The sequence below is a fragment of the Nocardiopsis sp. iso_238 genome, assembly GCF_056173325.1.
The window spans coordinates 1,597,269-1,619,904 of sequence record NZ_CM149668.1 but is presented as its reverse complement, the minus strand read 5'-3'; the positions used below and the strand labels follow the sequence as shown (position 1 = coordinate 1,619,904).

The window sequence follows — 22,636 nt, the reverse complement described above, 5'->3', positions numbered from 1 at the left end:
GCCGCCCCGGCACGGATCAGAGCAGCGGGATCTGGCCGCCGAGAGCGGGGCGCACCCGGCGCAGGTGGCTCCATCGGGGCAGGTCGTCGAGGTAGGACCAGCTCATGCGGTGCTGGGGGGTGGGGCCGTGCTCGGCCAGGGTCGTGCGGTGCGTGGGCGAGGGGTACCCCGCCGCCCTCTCGAATCCGTAGCCGGGGTGCTCCTCGGCCAGCTCGGCCATGAAGGCGTCGCGGCGCACCTTGGCCAGGATCGCGGCGGCGGCCACGCTCACGCAGGTGAGGTCGCCCTTGACCTGGGTGCGCACGCGCCAGGGCCGACCGATGAAGTCGTGGCGCCCGTCCAGGATCACGGCGTCGGGGCGGGGTTCCAGCGCGTCGAGGGCCCGGCGGGCGGCCCGGTGCAGGGCCTCGGTCATGCCGACCTCGTCGATCTCGGTCGCCTCGGACCAGCCGAAGGCGTGGTCGGCCACCCAGGGTTCGATCTGCGCGGCGAGCTCGCGGCGCCGTTTGGGGGTCAGGCGTTTGGAGTCGGTGAGACCGGCGGGGGGCTCGCCCTCTCCGGGGATCGCGGCGCAGACCAGGAGGGGCCCGGCCCAGGCGCCTCGGCCCACCTCGTCCACACCGGCCACCACCCGCGCGCCGGAGGCGCGGAGTTCGTCCTCGACCTCGGAGGTCGGAGCGGGCGGCGGATCGCTCTTCGGGGAGGGGCTGTTCTTCGGGGGAGTCGTCGTCGGCACGCCACAACCCTAGGGCGGTCCGGTGACCTTCCGGGCCGGTTCGACGACGACCGGGGTGATCGGCCGGGACCCGGGCGGCGCCCTCCAGCCGGTCCGCCCGGTCTCGCGGTGGCCGATCCGGCGGGTTTTGCGCGACTCACCGAGCGTCACACCCAGTCATGAGGTGTGACGTTCGGTAGTTTCCGCTTGTTGGAACCGCCGTGCCGGGCCGCCGGGAGGAATGGACATGCAGCACACCAGGCCGAGAACACGGCCCGTACCCCCACCGCGCCTCCCGGCCCGCGCCGCCCCGAAGCGCCGGTCCGCGCCGCCGTTCCTGCACGGCCGCCTCTACGACGTCATCGCCGCGGCCACCCGGGTGGGGGTGGGCTGGGTGTTCGCGGAGTACGGGCTGGCCCTGCGCGGCCGGGTGGACCTGGTCGCGGACCGGCTGTCCGACTCCGGGATGCCCGCGGCCGGGCTCGTCGCCCCGGTCGTCCCGGCGCTGCTGGTCGCGCTCGCCGTGTCCTTCGCCGTGGGTCTGCTCACATGGCTGACCGGCCCGCTCCTGGCCCTGTCGGCCGTGGTCGGAACACTGACCACGACGGCCGCCGACCCGTCCCCGTTCGGCTCCTGGGGGGCGACCGCGCTGGTCACGGCCGTGTGCGTCCTGATGGCTGTCGGCGGGGGACGGTGGTCGTGGGACTACCTGGTCCTCTCACCCCGCCTTCGTGGGTCCCGGCCCGTCCGGCTCCGGGCCCGCTCCATGGCCCGGGGGAAAGCTCCCGCCATTTCGCCCCGTCGCCCCGAACACGCCCCGCCTCTGCTCTATCCTGTGGAGCAGGCCGCACCGCGTCGGCCGAATCGACTGTGACGCGGCCCGTTCGCGCCCCTCGGCCGCCCATCGGGCCCGCGTCGCCGTGACCCGGATTCGATGGAAGGAACGCCATGTCCGCCTCAGCTTCCGGCCCGAACCCTGACGGGTCCGTGGCCAAGCTGATCGAGATCGCCGAGAAGCCGACGCCGGGCCAGCGACTGATCAGCTGGGCCTCCCGTCCGCCCGGCCGCCTCTACATCCCCGCGTGCGCGGTGATCGGACTCGTCCTGCTCTTCGAGGACAGCATGCCCGCCGGGCACCTGCCCACGTTCGTGGTCGGCCTCGGCGGCGGCCTGCTCCTGGCCGGGATGGGCGCGCTCCGCCTGGGAATCGCGCTGGCGGTGGCCCGTCCGATGATCCGGCACTACTGGCTGCGGTGGATCTCCGCCCCGCTCATCGCGTTCGTGGCCCTGGGCCTGGCCGTCGCGGACGTGCCCCTCCAGACCCGCGTGCAGGCCTCCTCCGAACAGCTCCTCGAACTGCGCGACGCGGTGGCCGACCCCACGACCATCCCCCGCAACGGGGAGTGGACCGGCCTGTACGCCCTGCGCAGCGTGTCGGTGACCGGCGACGTCACCCACTACGAGGTGGAGAAGGCCGGGCTCCTCCAGCCCGCCGGGCTGGCGTACAGCACCGAGGAGATCCCGGTGGGGGTCTTCGTGCCAGGCCAGGGATCACGGATCTACGAGCACGTCTCCGGCGACTGGTACGTCTGGGTGGACCACTAGAGCGGAGCGGACCCCCTCTTTACTCGGCGCTGTCCCGCTCCAACCTGGCTCTCACCCTCGACGTGTAGACATGGGTGCGTCCCCCGGGAGACACCCTCACGGGTCTCCCCCACGGCAGTCTCGCTACCCGAGAAGAGGAACCATGCGCGAGTTCGCGCTCACCCTTCACCTGCGTCTGCACGACTCCCTCACCGCGCTGCGCCGCGCCCACGCCGTCGGCGACGACGACCTGGCCGTCGCCCAGGCCGGTGAGGTCGAGGACCTGGTGGAGATCGCCGCACGGCACGGGATCGACATCGCCGGGTACTCGGCCCTGACCACGGCGAGCTGAGCCCGCACTCCCCCGGTACACACGCGAGGGCCCCGCCACCCCCTGGACTCCAGGTGGGTGACGGGGCCCCTCACGTTCCGCCGTCGCGTACGGTCGGCCAGCGGGGATCAGCGCTTCCCGCGACCGCCTCCGTACCCCTCACCGCGCTCGAACTGCTGACGCATCGCGGTGTCCTGCTGGCTCTGGTACTCCTCGGCCATCTGCTGCTGGCGTCCGGCGGCGGCCGCCACCGAACCCTGCACGCCGTCGAAGACGTCCTGCGCGGACGGGGCGCCCAGAGAACGGGAGGAACCGCCCCCGTTGTTGAGCACCTGGGGCAGCAGCTGGGCGGTGAGCAGCGTGGACAGCGCCGAGCCGTCACCGGAGCCGCCCTCCGTCTGGACCACGACCGGGCGCGGTGCCCGCTCGGCCAGCGCGGCGCCCACGTCCAGGCGGCGGCGGGCCAGCTCGTACTCCAGCACCGCCCGGTTGTCGCGGTAGGCGGTGGCCAGCCGGTGCTGCGCCTTGGCCTCGTTCTCGGCGGCGACCAGGTCGGCCCGGCCGCGCGTCTCGATCTCGTACCGCACCCGCTGGGCCTCGGTCTCCTGCTCCTCCAGCATCTGCGCCACGTCCTTGCGCGCCTTGTTGAGGGAGGCGTTGACCTCGACGATCTTGGCGTCGCGGGTCTTCTTGGAGCGCTCGATGTCCATGAGCAGGGTGTCGATGCGGCGCTTGCGCGTGAGCTCCCACTCCTGCTCGTAGGCGACCAGTTCCTTGGCGACCCGCTCCCGGGTGGCCAGGTGCTGCTGGTACTGGCTGGGCAGCTGCACGTCCGGAATGTTGCAGCCGGTGATGGTCACGCCGTACTTGTGCAGCTGGGCGTTGAGCAGGCTGCGCATGTCCTCGACGTTGGAGCCGCGCAGGTCGTAGGCGGACTCGGTGTTGACCATGCGGCTGCGCTGGCGGATGGCGTCCTGCACCGCGCTCGACAGCACCAGGTCGAAGTTGCTCGCGCCGATCGAGGTGACGAACCGGTACGGCTCCTCGATCCGGAACTTCAGGAAGAACTCGATCGACTTCAGCGGCACGTTCTCCCGGGTGGGGCAGGCCAGCACCGGGGCCGTGTAGGGGATCTCCGTGCGGGTGTCCACCACGAAGTCCACGCGCGACCACGGGTGCCACAGGTAGTGGCGGCCCGGGCCGATGCTCTTGGCGAACGCGCCGTACTTGGTGAGGATGCCGGTGGTGCCCTCCTCGATCTCCACGATCGCGCCGCGCCACCACCACAGACCGGCGGCGAGCACGCTGAGGATGCCGACGAACAGGGTGGGCACGGCCAGAGTGCCGTAGGCGAGGCCGGCCACGGCGCCGCCGAAGGCGACGTGCAGCGACATCATCAGGGCGGAGCAGATCGCGAACAGGCCGAACCAGACCAGGATGGTCCAGCGCAGGCCGCGGTTGTCGCGCGGTATGACCACGGGGACGATGGCGCCCTGGTCACCGCCGCGCAGCAGACCCGCGAGGTCGCTCCACGAGGCCAGGGACTCCTTGATGTTGGAGCCGCCGCCCGGGTTGAAGGGCTCACTCATCTACTGACCTCCCGGGTGCTGACCCTCGGAACCGCCCTGCGACCACGGGGGCAGCGGCGGGTCCTGCGGGTTCTGGAACGGTGCCGCGGAGGGCTCGGGCCCGTCGGCGGCGGACTCGGAGATGCGCTCGTCGATGGCGCCGTCGCTCACCGACTGGCGGATCTCCTCCACCAGGTCCTCTCCGGGGTCCTCGGCCGAGGGGCGGCGGCGCTCGTCCGCCTCGTCCTCGACGATGGCGCTGATCTCCTGCTGGCGCTCGGTGATGCGGGCGTTGATGGCGCCCAGACGCTCACGGATCGCGGCCATGTCCTCGTCGGAGAACAGGGCGGCGTCGGTCTGCCCGATGATCTCCTGGGCGATCCGCAGGTAGTCGACGCTGGCGCCGTCACCGGAACCGATCCGCAGCACCTGCGGGAGGCTGTCCGCGACCGACTCCAGCTTGTCCAGGAGGTTCTCCCGGAAGCGGTAGTTGAGGATCTCGGGGGCCTCGGCGGCGCTGACCGCGCGGATGTCCAGGGCCTGGGCCTGAAGGAGCGCGGCGTTGGCGTTGGCCTCGGACTCGGCCTCCACGAAGCGCTGCCGGGCCGTGGCGCGGGCCCGGTTGGTCTCGCGCTCCAGGGCGGTGTCCATCTGCGCCTGGTACTGGGCGATGTCGGCCTGGATCGCGGAGAGCGTCTCGTTGAGGGTGGCGAGCTCCTTGTTCAGGTCACCCTCGTTCTGCTCCTTGCGCAGCTGGAGCTCGTACTCGAAGGTGTAGGCGTCCTTGGCCACCCGGACCATCTCGGGCGCCGCCAGGTCCATCCGGTACTCCTGGCTGGAGGGCTCGGCGTGGGTGATGTTGGCGCTCGTCAGAACCACGATTCCGCCGAACTGGCGGTTGAGGGCGTCCAGCAGGGCCTGGGTGCTCTCCCCGACCATGTCGTAGATCGCCGAGGCCTCCTGCTCGTAGATGAGGCTGCGGGTGGTCTCACTGATGGCGTTGTTGAGCTTCTCCTGGAAGCCGGGGACGCCACCCAGGGTGTAGACGAAGTCGGTGGCGTTCTCGATCTTGAACTGCACGAACAGGTCGACCGAGGCCTGGACGCCGCTCTTGGTGGGTGCCGAGCGGATCGGGGCGTTGAACGGGTACTCGCGTGTGGTGTTGACGATGTAGGAGACGCGCTTCCAGGGGTTGAACAGGGTGACCCTGCCCGGCTGGTAGAGGTTCTCCATCTTGCCGAAGCGGGTCACGATGGCCTGGCAGCCCTCGGGAACCATGACCATGCCCTGGCGCCACCACATGAAGCCGGTGACGGCCGCGGTGATGATCCAGTAGTGGACGCCGAAGAAGGGGTTGAGCAGGGGGTTGGCACCGGTGACCGCGGCCGTGGCGGCGGCGGTCGAGAACCCGATGACACCGATGACGACCAGGGCGATCGCGGGGAGCATCGTGACGAAGGTGCGTCCCCGGGGGATCACCATCGGGCAGATGACGTGGACGGGACCGCCCTGGCCGCGCTCGTAGTAGCTGCGGTTGAGGGCCTCGCCCGCGTTGCTGAGCGAGGTGGTCTTCTGCTCGATCCGGGTGTCGACGGAGGCGCCCTGCTCACGTGCCGCGACGAAGTCCCGGGGATCGAGGCCGCCCTCCGAACTCTGACCGGACCGCTGACCGGTCACCTGGCCCGCGGCCTGTTGGACTGCGTCGGTCACGGCCTGACGCGGGTCGCCCCCCTGGGCGACCGCGCCAGCCGCGCCGCGCACCGTTTGCGCGAACGACATAGGCATGCACTTCCTTGTGGCGGAACGTCGGGAACTATCGGCTTCGACGTCGCGTACCGCGATCTGGTTCCAGGTCGGAGCGGGTTCATCGCGGGACAAACCGGTAGTGGTCAGCCCCTAGCTTGGCACGACGGCCAGCCGAAACCCATGGGTCGTGTCCCGAGCGTGACGCGGTGTCAGCCGCACGGTGACCCTCGCGCGCCGCATGGCGCACCTCCGTGGGCTGGGACTAGCCTCGTCATGACCGAAACACCCGGAACGGGGAGCCCTCCATGCCCGCAGTACCCAGTGCCGTCCTGACCACCGCCGGGCTGATCGGCGGCTACTCCGTGGCGCGCGCCACCGGAAACCGGCCCCTCGGCGGCGCGGTCCTGGCCGGGTTCGGCGCCGCGGCCTTCGAGACCACGCGCCGCAGCTCCGGCCTGGGCACCGCCATCGCGCTGACCGGCGTGTACGTGGCCGCCTTCGGCCTCTCGCACCCGCTGGCCAGGAAGGTCGGTTCGTGGCCCGCCGTCCTGGGGGTGACCGCGGCGACCGCCGCCGTCGCCGTGGCCTCCGGCGACCGTTCGGAGGCCTAGCGGCCGTGGATGTAGGCCTCCAGCTGGGCGCGGTCGTCCTCCAGCACCCGGAGGCGGCTCTTGACCAGGTCACCGATACTGACGATCCCGGCCAGCCGTCCCTGCGAGGTCACCGGGACGTGCCGGAACCGGCGCACGGTCATGCGTTCGCTGACCTCCTCGACGGTGTCCTCGGGGGTGCAGGTGACCACGTCGGCGGTCATGATGTCGGAGACGGGGGCGGACAGGACCTCGGGGCCCCGGCGCTCCAGGTGACGGACGACGTCGCGCTCGGAGACGATCCCGACGAGGGTTTCGCCCTCCGCGACGACGACGGCACCGATGTTGTGCCGGGCGAGTTCGGTGAGCAGCCGGGCGACGGTCTCCTCGGGGGCGACGCTCACCACCTCCGGGCCCTTCGCCCGCAGGATCGCGGCTATCAGCATGGGAACCACCTTCCGCCGGGGTTCCAAGGGTTACCCGCTCGCCTCCCCCGCCAACCACAGGTGTGGACCACGCCCCGGGACCGGCGTCCCGGGGCGGTGCGCCCGGTTCAGCTGCAGCCGCTGGTGGCGCCGCAGCCCTCGCAGGCGTAGCAGCTGCCGGACGGGCGCATCCTGGTCCCGCAGGTGGTGCACAGGGGCGCGTCGGCCATGAACCCCTCCGAGAAGTTCTCGCTGGGGTGGCCCTCCCGCGCGGCCGGTGCCTCGGTCGGGGCCGCCGACTGCGCGTACGACTCCACCTGGACGGCCGCCTGGACCGGGTCCTCGCCGTGGACCCGGGCCTCACGCTCCGAGGCGGAGAGCACTCCCAGGGCGGCCCGCTCCTCGTGGGGCAGGTGGTCCAGGGCGAGGCGGCGGAAGATGTAGTCCACCACCGACTGCGCCATACGGATGTCCGGATCGTCCGTCATGCCCGCCGGGTCGAACCGCATGTTGGTGAACTTCTCGACGTAGGTCTCCAGCGGAACCCCGTACTGGAGGGCGATGGAGACCGCGATGGAGAAGGCGTCCATCACCCCGGCCAGGGTGGAACCCTGCTTGCCGAGCTTGAGGAACACCTCCCCGAGCCCGCTGTCGGGGTAGGAGCCCGCGGTGATGTAGCCCTCGGCGCCGCCCACCGAGAACGAGGTGGTCTCGCTCGGCCGCTTCTTGGGCAGGCGCCGCCGCACGGGCTTCGGCGCCTCCACGGTCTCCCCGGCCGCCCCCGAGGTGGACAGGGGCTGACCCACCTTGCAGTTGTCCCGGTAGACGGCCAGGGCCTTGAGCCCCAGGCGCCAGCCCTCGTAGTAGATCTCCTCGAAGTCGGTGACCGTCGCCGCCTCCGGCACGTTCACCGTCTTGGAGATCGCCCCCGACAGGAACGGCTGGGTGGCCGCCATCATGCGCACGTGCCCCATGGGCTGGATGTACCGGCGCCCCATGGCGCAGTCGAACACCTCGTAGTGTTCCCGACGCAGCCCGGGGGCGTCCACCACGTGCCCGTGCTCGGCCACGTGGTCGACGATCGGCTCGATCTGCTCGTCCTGGTACCCCAGGTTCCGCAGCGCCCGGGGGATCGCCTGGTTGACGATCCGCATGGACCCGCCGCCGACCAGTTTCTTGTACTTGACCAGCGAGAAGTCCGGCTCGATCCCGGTCGTGTCGCAGTCCATCATGAACCCGATGGTCCCGGTGGGGGCCAGGAGGCTGGCCTGGGCGTTGCGCCAGCCGTGGCGTCCACCGGTCTCCAGGCAGCGGACCCACTCCTGGGTGGCGGCCGCGTGGACGGGCTCCTCCAGGGTCCCGACGGTGCGCAGGTCGTCGTTGGCGGCCGAGTGCTTGCGCATCACGCGTTCGTGCGCCTTCTCGTTGCGCGCGTATCCCTCGTAGGGTCCGACCACACCGGCCAGTTCGGCGCTGCGGCGGTAGGCGGCGGCGGTCATCAGCGAGGTGATCGAGGCGGCCACGGCCCGCCCGCCCTCGGAGTCGTAGGCGTGGCCGGTGGCCATGAGCAGGGCGCCCAGGTTGGCGTAGCCGATCCCCAGCTGCCGGTAGGCGCGGGTGGTCTCACCGATCCGCTCCGTGGGGAAGTCCGCGAAGGTGATGGAGACGTCCATCGCCGTGATCACCAGTTCGACGAGGCTGGTGAACCCCTCGACGTCGAACGTGTCGTCCTCGCGCAGGAACTTGAGCAGGTTGACCGAGGCCAGGTTGCAGGACGAGTCGTCCAGACTGAGGTACTCACTGCAGTTGGCGACGACCGTGCCGCCCACGACGTAGGAGTGGTTACGGGGCTCGGTGAGGTTGTAGGTCGTCTCGAACCCCTGGGACTCGCGGGAGACCAGCCGTGCGGTGGTGCGGGTCCGGTACGTCGTTCGATGGTCCAGGGCCGCACCCAGTTTCTCGCGCTTGCTCTCGATCGAGAAGTTGACGAGCGCCGAGTACTCCGTGAGGAACGAGGACGAGACACGGAGGTCGAAGAACGGACCGTCGCTCCCGTAGGAGACGCTGGTCCCGTCCTTGCGTGTGTAGGTGAAGGTGTCACGCCTCCCCTCGCTGGTCCGGTACACGCGGCTGGCGATCCCGAACGGGGCCAGAAGCTCCTGGACCTCGCGCACGAGCCGCTCTGATCGACTCCCCAGACCGACGTGGCGTGTTCCCTTCTTCCTCTGGTCCACCACGCATCCGTCCGCGTCGAACAGCCCTTGGAGGAACTCGAGGACGGTCTCCTCCGAAGCCTCGAACATCGCGGGTGGCACGGACTTGTCCGCCGCTCGGGCCCCGAGCCCGAGCGCGCGAACGAAGGCGACCATCGCCCTGCGTGTGACCCTGAGCTGCTGGGTGCCGTTGGGCTGGAGGCTGGGCTTGCTCCGGTGCCCGGTGATCCGCTCGATCAGATCCAGGTGTCGGGGCAGGACCTCGGCCTGTTCCTCGGCTGTCCCGTAGACGGTCACCACCTTGTTGTCGTCGATCGAACCATCCCCGACCAACCATCCGAGGTAGTGGGCCAGGTCGGGATCCTCGTCCCACTTCTCCGGGAGGACGACACCGCGCACGCCGGTGGTCCGCGCCGCCTGCCGGGCCGCCTCCAGTGCCTCAGCCGGAACGTTCTGCTCGGGGTTGCTCCTCGGGGCGTACTGGAAGGAACGGACGACCTCGTCCTCCTTCTCCAGGTCCTCCGCGTGCACCCAACCTCGGTTGCCGGTCCACACCCGGTGGTTGGGGGTGCAGCGCAGGACGGACCCGTCGCTGAATCGCAGTTCGAGGATCTCGTTGACTCCGGTGACCATGTACCGCGTGGGCACGGTGGCCACCACCGTGTCCCTCGCGTCCGTGTCCGCGGTGACGTCGTTGGTGTACACCGCGAAGGTCTCCCCCTCCGCGGCGCGGCGGACCAGGTCACCGATGGGGATGTGACCGCGGTCGGTCAGGACTCTCTGGTCCGCGGGGAAGCACGGGTTGCTCGCGCTGATGCGGCCGCTCTCGGGGTTGGTGTGCCAGTCCTGGATGGTGCCGTCGTACTGGATGCCCGGGTCGGCGCACTCCCACGCGGCGCGGGCCATCCGGTGGAAGAGCTCCTTCGCGTCGACCGTGGCGACGACGTCACCCGTGGTGCGGGAGGTCAGGCCGAACTCGGAACCGGTCTCCACGGCGCGCATGAACGCGTCGGACACGCGGACGGAGTTGTTGGCGTTCTGGTACTGGACGCTGAACATGTCGTCGCCGCCCAGGTCCACGTCGAAGCCCGCGTCGCGCAGGGCGCGGATCTTGTGCTCCTCACGGGACTTGGCCTCGACGAACTCCTCGATGTCGGGGTGGTCCACGTCGAGCACCACCATCTTGGCGGCCCGGCGGGTGGCACCGCCGGACTTGATGGTCCCGGCGGAGGCGTCCGCGCCCCGCATGAAGGAGACCGGGCCCGAGGCCGAGCCCCCGGAGGACAGCAGCTCCTTGCTGGAGCGGATGCGCGACAGGTTCACCCCCGCGCCGGAGCCGCCCTTGAAGATCAGCCCCTCCTCCTTGTACCAGTCCAGGATCGACTCCATCGTGTCGTCCACGGACAGGATGAAGCACGCGGAGACCTGGGCCTTCGAGGAGGTGCCGACGTTGAACCAGACCGGCGAGTTGAAGCTGAACAGCTGGTGGGCCAGGGCGTACTTGAGTTCGTGGTCGAAGACCTCGGCGTCCTGGTCGGAGGCGAAGTAGCCGTGCTCGCGGCCGGTGCTCGTGTAGACGCCGACGACGCGGTCGATGAGCTGCTTGAGGCTCCACTCGCGCTCCGGCGTGCCCACGGCACCGCGGAAGTACCTGCTCGCCACGATCTGGGTGGCGTTCACCGACCAGGAGGAGGGGAACTCGACGCCGCGCTGCTCGAAGTTGACGGTGCCGTCGCGCCAGTTGGTCATGACGACGTCGCGGAGTTCCCATTCGAGGGTGTCGTAGGGATGGACGCCCTCGGTGGTGTTGACCCGGGCGAAGCTCAGGCCCTTGCCCCCGCGCTGGGCCGTACCGCTCGTCTTTCGCGCCATGGCAGTGTCTCCCCCGAAGGTCATGCGCGGACCCGGCGGTGACCGCGCGGACGTTCATGTGTGTTCGGGGTGGTGCGGAGTACGGTGTCCGCCGTGCTTCCGCCCACCTCGCGGTGGCGTACCGGGTCCTACCCGGTGGTGTCGACCGCGGGCTCCGTCTGGCCCTCGCGGTCCTCCCGCAGGCTGGCGATCTCGGCCTCGAAGTCGGCGAGGCTCTCGAACCCGCGGTAGACGCTGGCGAAGTGCAGGTAGGCGACCTCGTCCAGGTCGCGCATGGGGCCCAGGATGGCCAGGCCGATCTCGTGGGCGGGCACCTCGGCCACGCCGCGGCCCCGGATCTCCTCCTCGACCTGCTGGCCGAGCTTGGCGAGGGCGTCCTCGGAGACGGGACGGCCCTGGCAGGCGCGGCGCACTCCGGCGATGATCTTGGTGCGGCTGAAGGGTTCGGTGACCCCGGACCGCTTGGCGACCATCAGCAGGACGGTCTCCTGCGTGGTGAAGCGGCGTTCACAGACGGGGCAGGTCCGGCGGCGCCGGATGGCCGCGCCGTCGTCGGTGGACCTGCTGTCGATCACCCTGGTGTCCGGATGACGGCAGAACGGACAGTGCATCCCGGTTCACCTGGCTTTCCTGTACCCGACCAACAACCCTAGGAGTCTACTTAACCACAACTTATTGACTACGGCCCCCGTGTCAACACCAGATGTTGTGGTCGAACCTAGGCGCTGGGGCGGACGCCCGCAACCCTGCCCACGGCGTGTCCCCAATCCGGGAACCGGGGCGGCCGAGGAACGGGGTTCGAGGAGGTGGAAACGGGGGGTGCGGCCGAGGGAGCCGAATCCCAGGATAAGGGGGCGCGGACGCGCGGCCCGACGCCCGCCACACCGAACCGCCGACCGAATTCCACTCCCTCCCGAGGCCACGGAGTGGCGGCGGGGCACGGCGAGACGAACCCCATACCGGATCGCGCATTCCACGGACAACGGCCGCGGCGCGCGTGTACACACATAAGTGCGACCACCGGAAATCGGCTCCCGAAAACACAAAGGGAAATCCCTCCGCGATCCCGTCCACAGGCTCTCGAACGCTTGTTTGATATCACCGTGTGCAACGACTAAAGTTGACCTTGATTTCACACCGGCTTCGCCGTCCGGTCCGCGTGGCCGGTGACCGGCCACACACGCAGGCCCTGACCGAACCGAACACCGAGGAGGCCCGGCCGTGCCGGAGGAGAACCCCGGAGCCGTCGGCTCCGGACCCACCACCGTTCTTTCGCCCGTCGGCGATCCGGGCGCGTCCGTGCCCGACACCCCCAAACTCACCGCACGCCAGCAGAGTGTCCTCAACTGCATCCAGAGGTACGTCCGGGAACGGGGTTACCCGCCGTCCATCCGGGAGATCGGTGACACGGTCGGCCTGTCCAGCCCCTCCAGCGTGGCGCACCAGCTGAAGGTGCTCCAGCGCAAGGGGTACCTGCACCGGGACCAGAACCGGCCGCGCGCCGTGGAGCTGCGCACCCCCGGCCGGGAGGCCTCCCAGACCCTCACCCAGGAGGAGCTCACCGCCGACTCCACCCGGGCCGCCTCGGTCCCGCTGGTCGGCCGGATCGCGGCCGGTGGCCCGATCCTCGCCGAGGAGGCCGTGGAGGACGTCCTGGCACTGCCGCGCCAGCTGGTCGGTGAGGGCCGTCTGTTCATGCTCACCGTGGTGGGCGACTCCATGATCGACGCCGCGATCACCGACGGCGACCTGGTGGTGGTCCGTCAGCAGCAGACCGCCGAGAACGGTGACATCGTCGCGGCGATGCTGGACGACGAGGCGACCGTCAAGGTGCTGCGCCGCGAGCCGGACGGCCACGTGTGGCTGATGCCGCGCAACGACGCCTACGAGCCGATCCAGGGCGACGAGGCCACCATCCTCGGCAAGGTCGTCACGGTCATGCGCAGGGTCTGAGCGCGGATCCCCGAGCCGGGGGCGGTGGGCGGGCCGATACGCTGAGGGCGTGTCGACACCTGTCTCCGCCCCCGTGTCCCCTGCCCCGACCCGCACCCTCCTGGCCGCGATCCTGGCCGCCGGGACCCTGCTGGTCTCCGCCTGCGCGCCCAGCGACGGCGACGGGCCCGCCCTGCCCGGCTCCCCCGGGCAGGAGCGCGAGGTCTCCTTCGAGGGCGGCGGCTTCACGGTGCCCGGCACCTTCACCGCCCCCGCGAACGACGGGGGCACCGTCCCCGGGGTGCTCATCATCTCCGGTAGCGGCCCCACCGACCGGGACGGCAACGGCTACGGACGCCCCGAGGCCAACACCAACCTGAACCTCGCCCGCGTGCTGACCGGAGCCGGTGCGGCGTCCCTGCGCTACGACAAGTTCGGCAGCGCCGACCCTGCCGACCTGACCGAGGCCGAGGAGGAGGCCCTCGACCGACCGGTCGACCCCCTGGTCTTCGAGCAGCAGATGGCCGCCGCCTACGCGGAGCTGGTCGCCCAGCCCGAGGTGGACCCCGAACGCACCGTCATCCTCGGTCACAGCGAGGGCGCCCTGTACGCCCTGCGCGCCCATGAGGTCCTCGACGCCGAACCGGCGCTGGTGCTGGCCGCTCCTCCCGGCACCCGGATGCTCGACCTCATCGACCGCCAGGTGTCCGAGCAGGTCCGCACCGCCGAGGCCCAGGGCGGTGTCGGTGAGGTGACCGCCGCGAAGATGCTCTCCGACCTGCGGGCGGGGCGGGCCGCGGTGCGCTCGGGATCGGAGATGCCCGAGACCGACGCCACCGGGCTGTTCGACGAGAACGGCGCCGACTACCTCGCCTGGATCGACTCCTTCGACCCGGTCGAGCTGGCCGAGGAGCTGCCCGGGGACACCCCGGTGCTGGTCCTGTGGGGCGACCGGGACGCCCAGGTCAACGAGGAGGAGATCGACCGGCTCATGACCGGTCTGGACGGCGCCGAGCGGGTCGACCTGGCCGGGGTCGACCACATCCTGCGCGAGTACGACGACACCCCGGGGGCCGCGGCCCTCGACGCGGACCGCGCGTTCTCCCCCGACGTCACCCCTGCGCTGGAGCGGTTCCTCGACGGCCTCTGGTAGCGGAGCCCGCCTACGGTCCCCCGGGGAACGGCCACCGCCCGCCCCGGCGAGTCACCGGGACGGGCCCCCGGCCAGCGACCCGACCGACTCAGTCGATCGTCCTGACCACGCGGGCGGGGACCCCCGCGACCAGGGTGCGGGCGGGTACGTCACGGGTGACCACGGCCCCTGCGGCGACCACCGAGCCGTGACCGACGGTCACTCCCTCCATGATCAGGGCGGACGCCCCGATCCAGACGTCGTCCTCGATGACGATCGGGGCGTTGGAGATGTACTCGCGGCGCTCGGCGAGGGGCAGCGGGTGCCCTCCGGTGATGAGGCTGACCTTCGGGGCGATCATGACGCGGTCCCCGATGCGGATCCCGCCCCTGTCCATGAACGTGCATCCCTGGTTGACGAAGACGTTCTCCCCGAACGTCGTGTTCAGCCCGTACTCGGTGAAGAAGGGCGGATAGACGGTCACCGAGTCCGGCAGCGGGCCACCGAACACAACCGAGAGTAGTTCCGCTCGGCCTTCGCCGTCGCTGAAGGGCAGCATGTTGAGGCGGGAGGTCGCGTCGGTCACCTCCGCGACGCGCTCCGCGAAGCGCGCGAACTCGGGTGTCCGGACGTACAGGACCTGGTCTGATGGAGTGGGCATACGGCGATCCCAGCACCCGGAGCGGGCACGGTCAAACAACTCACGACCGCCCTGACACAACCGATGGTTGTGAACGTAGGCTGAAGCCGTGGATGTCGAAGCGCTGCGCACGTTCGTGTCCGTCGCGGAGGTCGGCCAGTTCCAGGCGGCGGCGGGCGAGCTCGGGATCAGCCAGCAGGCGGTCTCCAAACGGATCGCGTCCCTGGAGGGGCGCCTCGGGGTCTCGCTGTTGGTCCGAACTCCCCGGGGGTCCCGGCTGAGCCTGGACGGGCAGGTCCTCCTGCCGCACGCCAGGAAGGTCCTGGCCGCCGTCGCGCAGGCCGAGCGGGCCGTCCGCCCCGGTGTCCGGCCCCTGCGCGTCGACGTCCTCAACCGGCGCATCGCTCCGGCCCAGGCCGTCTACCGGTTCTACCGGTCCCGCCCCGGGATGAGCCTGGACACGGTCACCCTGGGCGACGAGAACGCGGCCCAGGCCACGCGGGCCGTGCTCGATGGCACCGTCGACGCGTCCTTCCGTGCCCTGTCGGCGGACCGGGTTCCGGCCGGGATCAGCGCCGAACGGCTCCTGGACGCGCCTCTGGAGCTTCTGGTCGGGCCCGGCCACCCGTTGGCGAACGCGGCCCGGGCCCGGCCCTCGGACCTGGTCGGCCACCGTGTCTGGATCCCCGGGATCAGCCCGGGTACGGAGTGGGCGGAGTTCTACCGGTCCCTGTCCGAGGCCTTCGGTCTGAGCATCGACGCGCTCGGCCCCCACTTCGGTGACGAGGCCCTGATGGACGCGCTGGCCGAATCGGACTCGCTGGCCACCCTCGTGGGCGGCGGGGACCGGTACCTGTGGCCCCGGGGCCACGACCTGCGACGCGTCCCGTTGCACGGGCCGACCCCGGTCTACCCGCACATGCTGCTCTTCCGGACCGGGGACCGGCACCCGGTGCTGACCGCGTTACGCGACCACCTGCGCATCTCCGGGCCGCGGACCCCTGACGACGCGTGGTTGCCGGACTGGGTGGACCGCTGACCACGCGCCGCGACGGCGCGCACAGCCGGGCGGCCGTGTTCCTGGAGCATTCAGCGTTCGCGTCGCCAGGCTGCCTCGCGCATCGCTGGACGGCTCCGCCGTCACCGGCGAGAGCGCCCGCGGAACACGTCCTAGTCGGCCTCGGGGTCGGGCAGCTGCTCGACGACGGCGCGGGCGAGGAGTTCGGCGTCCTCGGCCGCGTCCGCGCCCTCCACGGACCCGACCGCGTCGTAGTCGGTGGCGGCGGTGTAGCAGGACTCCACGTACAGGTTGGAGACCCGCACGCCCACGCAGCCCACCTGGAACGCGCCCTCCTCGACCCAGGTGAGGGCCTCGTCCCCCAGGCCGTCCACCGGCTGGGCGTCGTTCGCGCCCGCCGTGGAGCGCAGGGTGTCGGCGGCGGTCTCCGGACCGCCCTCGACCGGGGCGGCGACCAGGACGAGGGTGGCGGCGGAGGGCACGGACTCGCCCGCCCCCTCGGGGGTGGCCCAGCGACACTGCCACCCCGTCCCGAAGGCGTCCTGCACGGTGCCGACGGTCTCCTCGATCTCGCTCTCGTACCCGGGCACGAGCTCCTCGAGGGCCTCGGTCTCACCGATCCCGCACTCGGGCGCGGCCTCGAACGCGCCCTGTTCCACGCCGTTGCCCAGCAGGTACCAGGCGAGCCAGCCGGCGAGGGCGAGCACGGCCACGATCAGGACGACGAGCAGGGTCACGGCCAGGCCCCGGCTCTGCGGCGGTGCGGCACCGGGGTCCTCGGGCTGGCCGAAGGGCTGGGGTCCGGGATACGGGCCGGTCACAGGGCCTCCCCCAGCTGACCGGCGAAGGCCACGACGGTCTCCTCCGCGCGGTCGAAGGACACGGGGTCGTCGGCGTCCACCGCGCTGTAGGAGACGCGGACCAGCAGGTTGTCACTGTGGAAGGCGAGTTCGGCGGTGCCGGGGACCTGGCCGCGCCAGACCTCGGCCTCGGTTCCGGACCCCAGGACCACGGTGTCGCCGCGTGGCGGGACCAGGGCGGCCTGGGCCAGGGCGGCGGACTCGTCTCCGGTCACGGTCGGCTCGGCGGAGGCGTCGGTGAAGCGCGCGGACAGGTCCACCCGCAGGACCCCCTGCTCGTCGCCGCCGAGCCCGGTCGTGGTCCACACGCACGCGGTGCCGTCCCCGCCCGCCAGGGGCCCGCCGCCGTCCGACTCCAGGACCGCCCCGGGGAGCGCCTGGGCGATCGCGTCCTCGGGAACCACGCCGCACGGGGGAGCCGCGGCGTACGCGTCACCGCCCCTGGGTTGGTCGGGGTCGCCCCCGGCCAGCCAGAGACCGCCACCGACGGCGGCGGCGGAGACCGCCACCGTGCCCGCCACCACGATCGCCGCCCGCACCCACGGTCGGGGTCCAGCACCCGTCACAGAGCCCACCCGGACACCGCCTCCCCATCAGTCGTCACGCCCAAGGTAGGGGGCGGTGGTCGCCACCGCGACCACCGCCCCGCGCGACGGATCACCCGACGACGATGTTCACCAGCTTGGGCGCGCGGACGATCACCTTGCGCACGGTCTTGTCACCGATGAAGCTCTGGGCCTTCTCCGAGGCCAGGGCCAGGCGCTCCAGCTCGGCGGGGTCGATGTCCGGGGACACCGAGAGCTTGTCGCGGACCTTGCTCTGTACCTGCACCACGCAGACGACGGACTCCTGGACCAGCAGAGCGGGGTCGGCCTCGGGCCAGTTGCCGACGGCCACCGAGCCGCTGCGGCCCAGCTTCTCCCAGCCCTCCTCCGCGATGTAGGGCGCGAACAGGGACAGGGCGACGGCCACGAACTCGGCGGCCTCGCGCACGGCCGGGTCAGCGGCGCCGGGGCCGGAGTCGATCGCCTTGCGGGCGGCCGACACCAGCTCCATGCAACGGGCGATGGCGACGTTGAAGCGCTTGTCCTCGACCAGCGCGGTGATCTGCTCGATGGAACGGTGCGTGAAGCGGCGCAGCTCGGTGTCGCCTGCGGCCGGGTCGACCCCGGGGGCACTGGCCGCACCGGCCTCGCTCATCACGCGGTAGGCGCGGTTGAGGAACTTCTGCGCGGCGACCACGGACACGTCCGCCCAGTCCACGTCCTCCTCGGGCGGGGAGGCGAAGAGCATGGTCAGCCGGACCGCGTCCACACCGTAGGCGTCGATCTCCTTGCCCAGGTCCACCCCGTTGCCCAGCGACTTCGACATCGCCCGGCCCTCGTTGATGACCTGGCCCTGGTTGGTGAGGCGGCGGAAGGGCTCGGTGAAGCCGAGCATGCCCATGTCGTACAGGACCTTGGTGAAGAAGCGCGCGTACATCAGGTGCAGCGTCGCGTGCTCCTTGCCGCCGATGTAGTGGTCGACGGGACCCCACTTGTTCACCTCGTCGGTGTCGAAGGGGGCCGTGTCCAGGTGCGAGGAGACGTAGCGCAGGAAGTACCAGGACGAGTCCACGAAGGTGTCCATGGTGTCGGTGTCGCGCTCGGCCGGACCACCGCAGGACGGGCAGTCCACGTGCAGCCACTCCTTGGCGGCGGCCAGCGGGGAGATGCCCTTGGGGGCCAGCTCGGCGCCCTGGAGGTCGGGGAGCGTGACCGGGAGCTGCTCGTCGGGGACGGCGACCTCACCGCACGAGGGGCAGTGGACGATCGGGATCGGGGTGCCCCAGTAGCGCTGGCGGGACAGCAGCCAGTCGCGCAGGCGGTAGTTGACCGTGGCGTCGCCGGTGCCGCGCTCGCGCAGGATGCCGATGATGCGCTCGATGGCCTCGGTCTTGGCCAGGCCGTCCAGCGGGCCGGAGTCGCGCAGGACGCCCTCGCCCGCGGTGGCCACGCCGGTCTCGGCGGGGTCGGCCTCGCCGGTCTCGACCACGACCCGCACGGGCAGGTCGAACGCGAGGGCGAAGTCGAGGTCCCGCTGGTCGTGCGCGGGCACCGCCATGATGGCGCCGTGGCCGTACCCGGCCAGCACGTAGTCGGCGGCCCAGACGGGCATGCGCTCGCCGTTGACCGGGTTGACCGCGTAGCGGCCCAGGAACACGCCGGTCTTGGGGCGCTCGGTGGTCTGGCGCTCGATGTCGGAGAGCTTGGAGACGTCCGCGCGGTAGGCCTCGAAGGCCTCGCGCCGCTCGGGCGCGCACAGGTCCTCGGCCAGGTCGGCGTCGGCCGCCACCACGAAGAAGGTGGCGCCGTACAGGGTGTCCGGGCGGGTCGTGTAGACGGTGACCGGCTCGTCGCGGCCCTCGATCTCGAAGTGCACGTCGGCGCCGGTGGAGCGGCCGATCCAGTTGCGCTGCATGGCCAGGATCTCGTCCGGCCAGCGGCCGTTGTCCAGCTGGTCCATGTCGTCCAGCAGGCGCTGGGCGTAGTCCGTGATCTTGAAGTACCACTGGTTGAGGGCGCGGCGCTCGACGTCGGCGCCGCAGCGCTCGCACCTGCCCTGCACGACCTGCTCGTTGGCGAGCACGGTCTGGTCCTGCGGGCACCAGTTGACCAGGCCGTCCTTGCGGTAGGCCAGTCCCCGCTCGAAGAAGCGGGTGAACAGCCACTGGTTCCACTTGTAGTACTCGGGGTCGCTGGTGTGCAGGCGGTGCGACCAGTCCAGGGCCAGGCCGTAGCGGCGCATCGAGGAGGCCTGCGTCTCGATGTTGGCGTACGTCCACTTGTAGGGGTGGTCGTTGTTCTTGATGGCCGCGTTCTCGGCGGGCAGGCCGAAGGAGTCCCAGCCGACCGGGTGCAGGACGTTGTCGCCGCGCTGGAAGCGGTAGCGGCCGATCACGTCACCGATGGCGTACGCCTCCGCGTGGCCCATGTGCAGGTCACCGGAGGGGTAGGAGAACATGTCGACGATGTAGGACCGGGGACGGGTGTCGCCCGGGTCCGTGTTGGCCTCGAACGGAAGCTCGGCGGCCCAGCGCGCCTGCCACTTGTCCTGGAGGGCGCGGGCGTCGTAGGTGTCGCCCGTCGTCTGGTCGCCGTCTACCGCTGTCATCGCTGAGTGTTCCTTAGCCGGTTCTGGGTGTGTTGCCTTCAGGTTAGCGGCTGCGGTACCCGGCCGAAGACCGGATTTCCACCGTCCGGGACGCCCCCCGAGCCAGGGCCTCCTCACAGAGGGTGACCAGCGCACCGGTGGTCTTTCGGACCCTCTGCCCCTCCACACCGACCGTCCGGTTTGTTACTCTGCCGTCAAAGTGGCGCAGAACACGCGATTCAGGTCACACCTGTCTCTCGTCTCACCGGTCCGGATTCACTTGTCTGCGGAGGCCCCCATGTTCAACCTGTCTGTTCTCCTTGAGGACGGCGCCCGTTCCGCGCCCGAGAAGGAGTGCCTGGTCTTCGGCGACACCCGGCTCAACTACGCGGTCACCGACATGATCGCCAACCAGGTGGCGAACCTGCTGGTCTCCAGGGGCATCCGTCCGGGCGACCGGGTGGCGCTGGCCAGCCCCAATCTTCCGTACTTCCCGTTCGTGTACTTCGGCGCGCTCAAGGCGGGGGCCGTGGTCGTCCCGCTGAACGTCCTCCTCACCCCGCGTGAGATCGCCTACCACCTGAAGGACTCGGGGGCCAGAGCGCTCCTCGCCTTCACCGGGACCCCCGACCTCCCGCTGGGACAGCGCTCCTTCGAGGCGTTCAACCAGGTGGACGGCTGCGAGATCTTCGTGGACATGCCCGCGGTCGCCGGGGCCACCGAGTCCACCATCGAGGGCGCGGAGACGATCTGGGCGGCGCTGGCCGGGCAGCCGGGCACCTTCGAGACCGTGCAGTCCGGGGCCGACGACACCGCCGTCATCATCTACACGAGCGGCACCACCGGAAAGCCCAAGGGCGCCGAGCTGAGCCACCAGAACCTGATGATGAACGCGGTGGTCGCCTCGGGCCTGGTCAACGCGCACCCCGACGGCCGCGACGTGTCCCTGACCGTCCTCCCCCTGTTCCACATCTTCGGCCAGACCGTGATGCTGAACGCGTCGCTGTACCGCCACGGCACCATGGTCCTCATGCCGCGCTTCGACGGGGACCAGGCGCTGGAGCTCATGCAGAAGGAGGGCGTCACCGGGTTCGCCGGAGTGCCCACCATGTACTGGGGACTGCTCAACGCCGCGCGGAACGCCGAGCCCGGCAGGTACGACCTGGAGGGCATCGCCGCCAACATGGTCGACGCCGTCTCCGGTGGTTCGGCCCTGCCCGGCCAACTGGCCGAGGACTTCACCAAACTCTTCGGCGTGGGCATCAAGGAGGGCTACGGCCTGTCCGAGACCTCCCCCGTGGCCTCGTTCAACAACCCCGCCACCGGAGCCAAGACCGGGTCCATCGGCCGCCCGGTCTGGGGTGTGGAGATGAAGCTGATCGACCCCGAGTGGAACGAGGTCGTCCGGGAGGGCGACCGGGAGCCGGTCGGGGAGATCGCGGTCCGGGGGCACCTGGTGATGAAGGGGTACCACGAGCGTCCCGAGGTGAACGCCGAGGTGATCAGGGACGGGTGGTTCCGCACCGGCGACATCGCCCGCCGCGACGAGGACGGCTTCTACTTCATCATCGACCGCTCCAAGGACATGATCATCCGGGGCGGCTTCAACGTGTACCCGCGCGAGGTCGAGGAGGTGCTGATGACCCACCCGGCGATCAGCCTGGCCGCCGTGGTGGGCGTGCCGCACGAGAGCCACGGCGAGGAGGTCAAGGCGTTCGTGATCCTCCAGGAAGGGGCCGAGGCCTCCGTCGACGACGTGATCGCCTTCTCCCGCGAGCGACTGGCCGCGTACAAGTACCCGCGCCAGGTCGAGTTCCGCGCTGAGCTGCCGATGACCTCCACCGGCAAGATCCTCAAGCGCGAACTGCGCGACGCCGGGTGAGCGTCGGGGTGGGGGCGCGGGTGTCCGCGCCCCCACCCCCCGCGCGTCCGGGCAGTACGGGGGTGGTTCCGCCGCCTTCCGGTGGCGGCTACCCCTTGACGGCCCCCTGGACCAGGCCGGAGACCATCCAGCGCTGGACGAGGATGAAGAACACCATCACCGGGATGGTGATGATCGTCGAGGCCGCCATCACGTGCCCCCAGTCGTTGGCGTACTGGCCGAAGAACTGGCGCAGGCCCACGGCGACCGTGTAGTTCGTGCTCTGCGTCATGAAGGTGAACGCCAGCACGAACTCGTTCCAGGCGACGATGAACGAGAAGATCGCCGTGGCCACCAGGCCCGGGGCCACCAGCGGGAACAGCACCTTCCAGAACATCTGCGGCCAGGTCGCGCCGTCGATGTAGGCGGCCTCCTCCACCTCCTTGGGGACGGCCGCCACGAAGCCGCGCATCATCCAGACCGCCAGGGGCAGCGACAGCGCCACGTAGACGATGCTCAGCCCGATCACCGTGTTGAGCATCTGGAGGTCGCGCACCTGGATGAACAGCGGGATGACCAGCGCCTCCAGGGGCACCATCTGCACGATCAGGATCATCACCAGCACGGCGGTGCGGAACCGGAAGCGGAAACGCGCCACCGCCACGGCCGCCAGCATCGACAGCACGCACGCGAAGGCCACGGTGATCCCCGCGACGGTCAGCGAGTTGCGCAGGTACCGGCCGAAGTTGGCCTCGGTCATGACGTACACGAAGTTGTCGAGCGTGAACGAGGTGGGCAGCAGTGCCCCGGTCCCGGAGGTCGTGCTGTCCGAGAACGCGCTCATCAGCATGAAGTACACCGGGAACAGCGTGAAGAACAGGAGCACGCTCACCCCGGCGGCCTTGCCGACCGTGCGCCAGACCCGCAGCGCGCCGCCCCGGCGCCGGGAGGCCCGGACCCGTTCCTCCCACGCTCCGGAGGACGTGTCGGCGGTGTGCGTGTCCAAGGGGCCTCCTC

The 22,636-nt window shown here is 70.7% G+C and carries 19 protein-coding genes; 8 read left to right on the top strand and 11 right to left on the bottom strand.

Annotation, left to right across the window (positions count from 1 at the left end; translation table 11 throughout):
- Positions 1 to 16: 16 nt before the first annotated feature.
- Complete coding sequence (locus tag AC0VYL_RS07250; protein ID WP_475460568.1) at positions 17 to 736, bottom strand: ribonuclease HII; 720 nt, start codon at positions 734 to 736, stop codon at positions 17 to 19.
- A gap of 226 nt (positions 737 to 962) precedes the next feature.
- On the opposite strand from AC0VYL_RS07250, the gene AC0VYL_RS07245 reads away from it, so the two are divergent.
- From AC0VYL_RS07245 to AC0VYL_RS07235, 3 genes are all read left to right on the top strand, one after another.
- Positions 963 to 1,589: a DoxX family protein gene (locus AC0VYL_RS07245; protein WP_475460566.1), complete on the top strand. Its 627-nt coding sequence runs from the start codon at positions 963 to 965 to the stop codon at positions 1,587 to 1,589.
- Positions 1,590 to 1,663: 74 nt separating this feature from the next.
- Positions 1,664 to 2,320 carry a hypothetical protein gene (locus AC0VYL_RS07240; protein ID WP_475460564.1) on the top strand — a complete coding sequence of 219 codons (657 nt, stop codon included), beginning with the start codon at positions 1,664 to 1,666 and terminating at the stop codon, positions 2,318 to 2,320.
- A gap of 142 nt (positions 2,321 to 2,462) precedes the next feature.
- Positions 2,463 to 2,651, top strand: coding sequence for a hypothetical protein (locus tag AC0VYL_RS07235; RefSeq protein ID WP_475460562.1), 189 nt, complete (start codon positions 2,463 to 2,465; stop codon positions 2,649 to 2,651).
- A 107-nt stretch (positions 2,652 to 2,758) separates the two neighbouring features.
- Here AC0VYL_RS07235 and AC0VYL_RS07230 read toward each other — a convergent pair whose 3' ends face one another.
- Positions 2,759 to 4,219, bottom strand: a complete 1,461-nt coding sequence (locus AC0VYL_RS07230) for an SPFH domain-containing protein (protein WP_475460560.1) — start codon at positions 4,217 to 4,219, stop codon at positions 2,759 to 2,761.
- On the bottom strand, positions 4,220 to 5,977 hold the full coding sequence (locus AC0VYL_RS07225) for an SPFH domain-containing protein (RefSeq protein ID WP_475460558.1): 1,758 nt from the start codon (positions 5,975 to 5,977) through the stop codon (positions 4,220 to 4,222).
- Positions 5,978 to 6,249: 272 nt separating this feature from the next.
- On the opposite strand from AC0VYL_RS07225, the gene AC0VYL_RS07220 reads away from it, so the two are divergent.
- The gene (locus AC0VYL_RS07220) at positions 6,250 to 6,555 is read left to right on the top strand and encodes a hypothetical protein (protein WP_475460556.1); all 306 of its coding nucleotides are present in this window, start codon (positions 6,250 to 6,252) and stop codon (positions 6,553 to 6,555) included.
- Here the strand turns inward: AC0VYL_RS07220 and AC0VYL_RS07215 are convergent.
- The 3 genes from AC0VYL_RS07215 to nrdR all read right to left on the bottom strand — a co-directional run bounded on the left by AC0VYL_RS07215 (position 6,552) and on the right by nrdR (position 11,655).
- On the bottom strand, positions 6,552 to 6,980 hold the full coding sequence (locus AC0VYL_RS07215) for a CBS domain-containing protein (protein WP_475482663.1): 429 nt from the start codon (positions 6,978 to 6,980) through the stop codon (positions 6,552 to 6,554). The genes AC0VYL_RS07220 and AC0VYL_RS07215 overlap by 4 nt on opposite strands.
- Before the next feature lie 107 nt (positions 6,981 to 7,087).
- The gene (locus tag AC0VYL_RS07210; RefSeq protein WP_475482662.1) at positions 7,088 to 11,044 is read right to left on the bottom strand and encodes a vitamin B12-dependent ribonucleotide reductase; all 3,957 of its coding nucleotides are present in this window, start codon (positions 11,042 to 11,044) and stop codon (positions 7,088 to 7,090) included.
- Positions 11,045 to 11,172: 128 nt separating this feature from the next.
- A complete protein-coding gene (gene nrdR / locus AC0VYL_RS07205; protein ID WP_475460550.1) occupies positions 11,173 to 11,655 on the bottom strand; it encodes a transcriptional regulator NrdR in 483 nt (160 codons plus the stop codon).
- A 688-nt stretch (positions 11,656 to 12,343) separates the two neighbouring features.
- On the opposite strand from nrdR, the gene lexA reads away from it, so the two are divergent.
- Together lexA and AC0VYL_RS07195 are read left to right on the top strand one after the other, a co-directional pair.
- The gene (lexA, locus tag AC0VYL_RS07200; RefSeq protein ID WP_475462967.1) at positions 12,344 to 12,997 is read left to right on the top strand and encodes a transcriptional repressor LexA; all 654 of its coding nucleotides are present in this window, start codon (positions 12,344 to 12,346) and stop codon (positions 12,995 to 12,997) included.
- 49 nt (positions 12,998 to 13,046) lie between these two features.
- Positions 13,047 to 14,129 carry an alpha/beta hydrolase family protein gene (locus AC0VYL_RS07195; protein WP_475482661.1) on the top strand — a complete coding sequence of 361 codons (1,083 nt, stop codon included), beginning with the start codon at positions 13,047 to 13,049 and terminating at the stop codon, positions 14,127 to 14,129.
- Between the two features lie 88 nt (positions 14,130 to 14,217).
- Here AC0VYL_RS07195 and AC0VYL_RS07190 read toward each other — a convergent pair whose 3' ends face one another.
- Positions 14,218 to 14,769: a sugar O-acetyltransferase gene (locus AC0VYL_RS07190; RefSeq protein ID WP_475482660.1), complete on the bottom strand. Its 552-nt coding sequence runs from the start codon at positions 14,767 to 14,769 to the stop codon at positions 14,218 to 14,220.
- 88 nt (positions 14,770 to 14,857) lie between these two features.
- On the opposite strand from AC0VYL_RS07190, the gene AC0VYL_RS07185 reads away from it, so the two are divergent.
- Positions 14,858 to 15,787 (top strand): LysR family transcriptional regulator, encoded by a 930-nt coding sequence (locus AC0VYL_RS07185; protein ID WP_475482659.1) that lies wholly within the window; start codon positions 14,858 to 14,860, stop codon positions 15,785 to 15,787.
- A gap of 131 nt (positions 15,788 to 15,918) precedes the next feature.
- Here AC0VYL_RS07185 and AC0VYL_RS07180 read toward each other — a convergent pair whose 3' ends face one another.
- From AC0VYL_RS07180 to leuS, 3 genes are all read right to left on the bottom strand, one after another.
- Positions 15,919 to 16,587 (bottom strand): hypothetical protein, encoded by a 669-nt coding sequence (locus tag AC0VYL_RS07180; RefSeq protein WP_475460543.1) that lies wholly within the window; start codon positions 16,585 to 16,587, stop codon positions 15,919 to 15,921.
- Positions 16,584 to 17,192 (bottom strand): hypothetical protein, encoded by a 609-nt coding sequence (locus AC0VYL_RS07175; protein ID WP_475482658.1) that lies wholly within the window; start codon positions 17,190 to 17,192, stop codon positions 16,584 to 16,586. Before AC0VYL_RS07175 ends, AC0VYL_RS07180 begins: the two co-directional genes overlap by 4 nt.
- 91 nt (positions 17,193 to 17,283) lie before the next feature.
- Positions 17,284 to 19,779 carry a leucine--tRNA ligase gene (gene leuS, locus AC0VYL_RS07170; RefSeq protein ID WP_475460539.1) on the bottom strand — a complete coding sequence of 832 codons (2,496 nt, stop codon included), beginning with the start codon at positions 19,777 to 19,779 and terminating at the stop codon, positions 17,284 to 17,286.
- A gap of 277 nt (positions 19,780 to 20,056) precedes the next feature.
- Here leuS and AC0VYL_RS07165 point away from each other — a divergent pair, with 277 nt between their 5' ends.
- Complete coding sequence (locus AC0VYL_RS07165) at positions 20,057 to 21,640, top strand: long-chain-fatty-acid--CoA ligase (protein ID WP_475482657.1); 1,584 nt, start codon at positions 20,057 to 20,059, stop codon at positions 21,638 to 21,640.
- 88 nt (positions 21,641 to 21,728) lie between these two features.
- On the opposite strand, the gene AC0VYL_RS07160 is transcribed toward AC0VYL_RS07165, so the two are convergent.
- Positions 21,729 to 22,625: a carbohydrate ABC transporter permease gene (locus tag AC0VYL_RS07160; protein ID WP_475482656.1), complete on the bottom strand. Its 897-nt coding sequence runs from the start codon at positions 22,623 to 22,625 to the stop codon at positions 21,729 to 21,731.
- Between the last annotated feature and the right edge of the window lie 11 nt (positions 22,626 to 22,636).